Source organism: Brooklawnia sp. (genome assembly GCF_032229645.1).
Lineage (GTDB): Bacteria > Actinomycetota > Actinomycetes > Propionibacteriales > Propionibacteriaceae > Brooklawnia.
The window spans coordinates 1-3,676 of record NZ_JAVTWX010000017.1; the positions used below are offsets into that span (position 1 = coordinate 1).

The 3,676-nt window shown below is 64.8% G+C and carries 3 protein-coding genes; all 3 read right to left on the bottom strand.

The window, feature by feature from the left end:
* Positions 1 to 117 precede the first annotated feature (117 nt).
* Positions 118 to 456: a P-II family nitrogen regulator gene (locus AAFP05_RS00990; RefSeq protein WP_341727984.1), complete on the bottom strand. Its 339-nt coding sequence runs from the start codon at positions 454 to 456 to the stop codon at positions 118 to 120.
* Positions 453 to 1,799 (bottom strand): ammonium transporter, encoded by a 1,347-nt coding sequence (locus AAFP05_RS00995; protein WP_341727985.1) that lies wholly within the window; start codon positions 1,797 to 1,799, stop codon positions 453 to 455. Before AAFP05_RS00995 ends, AAFP05_RS00990 begins: the two co-directional genes overlap by 4 nt.
* A gap of 523 nt (positions 1,800 to 2,322) precedes the next feature.
* On the bottom strand, positions 2,323 to 3,336 hold the full coding sequence (locus AAFP05_RS01000; RefSeq protein ID WP_341727986.1) for a hypothetical protein: 1,014 nt from the start codon (positions 3,334 to 3,336) through the stop codon (positions 2,323 to 2,325).
* Between the last annotated feature and the right edge of the window lie 340 nt (positions 3,337 to 3,676).

Here is a 3,676-nt window from a genome sequence, read left to right on the forward strand (position 1 = left end):
GGCCCTAACACTTCGTCCGGCGCGGCCCGATGGTTCCCGCCCGGCCCTCATCTTCCCGGCACGCGAAAGTGGGGGCAGCGAGCAACACTCGCCACCCCCACTGGGATCAGTTGAAGGCTAGATCGCCGAGGCTCCGTGCTCGCCTGTGCGGACCCGGATCACGTCCTCGACCGGCTGGACCCAGATCTTGCCATCTCCGATGGAGCCGCTGCGGGCCGCTTCACAGATGGTCTTGACGATCAGGTCCACTTCTTCGTCCGTGGCCAAGACATCCAGCCGGGCCTTGGTGATGAAGTCGATGGTGAACTCTTCACCGCGGTAGACCTCCGTGTGACCACGCTGCCGACCGTAGCCGCTGGCCTCCGTGACGGTCATCCCGCTGATGCCCTGCTGGGCGAGGGCGATCTGTACCTCGTCCACAGCGTCTTCTCTCAGGATTGCCGTGATGAGCTTCATGCGGTCACCTTCGTTGCGTCGTCTTCAGTGGTCTTGGTCGGGTCTGCGATCAGCAGAGTCTTGTTGTACTGCGAGTACTGGACCTTCGAGAAGTCGTAGCCGACCTCAGCGTGCTCGGCCAGGTCGATTCCGCTGGTCTCGGCAGCCGGGGTGACCCGCAGGCCGATGGTCGCATCGATGGCCTTGGCGATGAGCCAGGTGACGACGAATGAGTAGATCAGCACGGTGAAGGCGCCGATCGCCTGACGTCCGAGCTGAGCGAGTCCACCACCGTAGAACAGACCTGCACTGTCCAGCCCGCCGGCCAGTTCGGGAGTGGCCAGGAAGCCGATCGCGAGGGTACCGATGAGGCCACCAACCAGATGGACGCCCACCACGTCGAGCGAGTCGTCATAGCCGAACTTGAACTTCAGCGACAGTGCCATCGAGCAGCCCACACCGGCGAGGATGCCGATGATGATGGCGCCGATCGGGGTGACCGTGGAGCAAGCCGGGGTAATGGCCACCAGGCCGGCCACGATACCGGACGCGGCGCCCAGCGAGGTGGCGTGCCCGTCGCGGATACGCTCGGTCACCAACCAGGCCAGCATTGCAGCCGCCGGGGCCGCCATGGTGTTGACCCAGGCCAGACCAGCGAGCTCGTTTGCACCCAGAGCCGAGCCCGCGTTGAAGCCGAACCAGCCGAACCACAGCAGGGCCGCACCCAGCATCACGAGGGTCAGGTTGTGCGGACGCATCGGGACCTTGCCGAAGCCGATCCGCTTACCGAGCACCAGCGCCAAGGCCAGCGCCGCAGCGCCCGCGTTGATGTGGATCGCGGTACCACCGGCGAAGTCGATCGCCTTCACCGTGTTGGCGATGAATCCGCCCTTGGCCGAGACGGAATCGTCGAAGGAGAATACCCAGTGGGCGGCCGGGAAGTAGACCACCGTCGCCCAGGCGAGTGCGAAGGTGCACCAGGCGGCGAACTTCATGCGGTCAGCCACTGCGCCCGAGACAAGGGCCACCGCAATGATGGCGAAGGCCGACTGGAATCCGACGAAGACATACCCCGGAATCGTGCCGACCTCCAGCCCCGCCACATGGCTGAGCCCGAAGAAGTCGGTCGGGTTCCCAAGGATTCCGCCCATGGAATCGCCGAAAGCAAAGGAGAAGCCGTAGAGAACCCAGGCAACGCCAACGATGCCGATGGTTGCCATCGACAACATCATCATGTTCAGCACGCTCTTGCTGCGCACCATGCCGCCGTAGAAGAACGCGAGCGCCGGGGTCATCAGGAGGACGAGGGCCGCACTGATAAGTACCCAAGCAGTGTCGCCAGCACTGATCTCAAGGATTGTCATGGCCTTAATCGTGCGTGGCCGGAGTTGCCGTGGCGTTGTGGCCACGTTACAGCTGGGTTATTGAATCCTCACTCAAGTTACAGTGCTGTTTCGGCGCGCTCGTGGTCGTCCGATCAGGTGTAAGACCCTGGGCGTGGACAGGGAGGGCCTCGGTGAATCGCCTGGTGCGCCGACAATGCCGTAGTGACTACGGGGAGCAGTCTTCGTCGAGTCCGTCAGCGGCTGCCGAGAGTAGCGGACGCTGCCGGTCTGTACGGCCTGCCCGTCAGCGGCTGCCGAGAGTAGCGGACGCTGCCGGTCTGTACGGCCTGCCCGTCAGCGGCTGTCGAGAGTAGCGGACGCTGCCGGATGTTCGCTAGTCGCTGTGACTGTCGGCAGCTGCTGAGCCAGGGGGCGGGTATTTCGGTAGCGGATGCAATCTTCGGCAGCGGATGCAATCTTCGGCAGCAGCTGACCGACTGCTCGCGGCCTCTGACCGTCTGTTGGGGACCAGCCAAGCCCTCAAGGGCCTGGCTGGAGGGTTCTACCCGCAGTTCATGGCATCGAAGCCGGTGGCCATCGCGCGGACCTTGGTGCTGAGTTCGGTGATGGCGCCTTGCCCGATGGCGGGGTCGTCCGAGGCTTGCGAGACCGCCATTGCGATGCCCACGGTGTTGCCGTCCGACAGCCGGATCAGTCCGAACTGACGCACCAGCGTGCCGCCCGAGGAGACCGAGCCCCAGGCGCCCTTGGAGTAGGTCATCGGGAGCGTCTGCAGACCCCACGGATCGGTGGCCGGGTCGTTGAGCTTGTTCAACACCGGGTTCACTTCGGTAAAGTCGCAGCGCATCGCCGCCATGAGTTGAGATTGCCCATCGAGTGCCCACTGGGTGGCCAGATACGGCGCACCGGACTCGTCGCCGTCCACCTGCCAAGGCACGACCGTGTGGTGATCGGCATAGTCGCGCAGCAGCTGAGTGGTCTGAGCGGCGGCCTGCTCGGGCGTACCCAGAAAGGCCCATAGGGCTTCGTCCCCGGCCGCGGAATTGTCGGCCAGCGCCTTGTTGAACATGTAGTCGCGCTGCTGTGGCTGGCGCTCCTGATCGAGGATGGCCAGTGCCATCGGTACATCGATCGTCGCCAGCGCGTCCCCGCTGCGCAGCGTCCCGCCGTACCAGGTGGCCTGTTGCCGTTGGTAGACGCCCGAGACGGCAGTCATCGTGATACCGATGGCCACGTGGTACTTCTCCTGGATCGCGAGGATCTCGGCATCCAGCTCTGGCAGATCGGGGGGACTGTCCAGTTCTGGCTGGGTGACAAGAGGGCTGAACAGGTCCGTCGGCGTGGGGCTCGACCCGGATGGCTCGGGTGCCGGGGGATTGCCGGTATCGGGACGGGTGGCACCGAATGCGATTGTGCCGACCATGACGACCAGGATCAGGGCGACCAGCACGCCCAGCGGCGCCTTCCACCACCAGGACAATCGACCGGATCGCGGTCTGGGAGCGCTGCCGAGGGTAACCTGGGAGGTACCCCGGGCCGCTGGACGACGGCTCATAGTGACCTCCAGGTGTGCGGGACACTTGCGATCATATGATCACAAGCGGTGTGCTAGCTATCAGTATGGTCACCGGGACGTTGTCGGCGTTAGCCGCATGAGCTGGTTGGAGACAAATGTTCTGCTCGCAGTGCTTGATGGCTGTGGGCCCGCGTGATCGGGTGTGTGGCGCTTGCGGGGCCGACCTGACGGCGCCCGGTTCGGTTCGGTTGACAGATCCGCGGCGGGTTTCGGTTGCTCCCAAGACGGCTCCCCAAGCGGCTCCTACGATCCCAATGCCGGTGACGGCAGCTGCCACCCCCAGCGCGCCGGCCGCAACACCTGCCGCGCCCAAGACCCG

Coding starts and splice junctions, on each gene's coding strand:
- AAFP05_RS00995 (WP_341727985.1), bottom strand. CDS start 1,799: ATGACAATCCTTGAGATCAGTGCTGGCGACACTGCTTGGGTACTTATC.
- AAFP05_RS00990 (WP_341727984.1), bottom strand. CDS start 456: ATGAAGCTCATCACGGCAATCCTGAGAGAAGACGCTGTGGACGAGGTA.
- AAFP05_RS01000 (WP_341727986.1), bottom strand. CDS start 3,336: ATGAGCCGTCGTCCAGCGGCCCGGGGTACCTCCCAGGTTACCCTCGGC.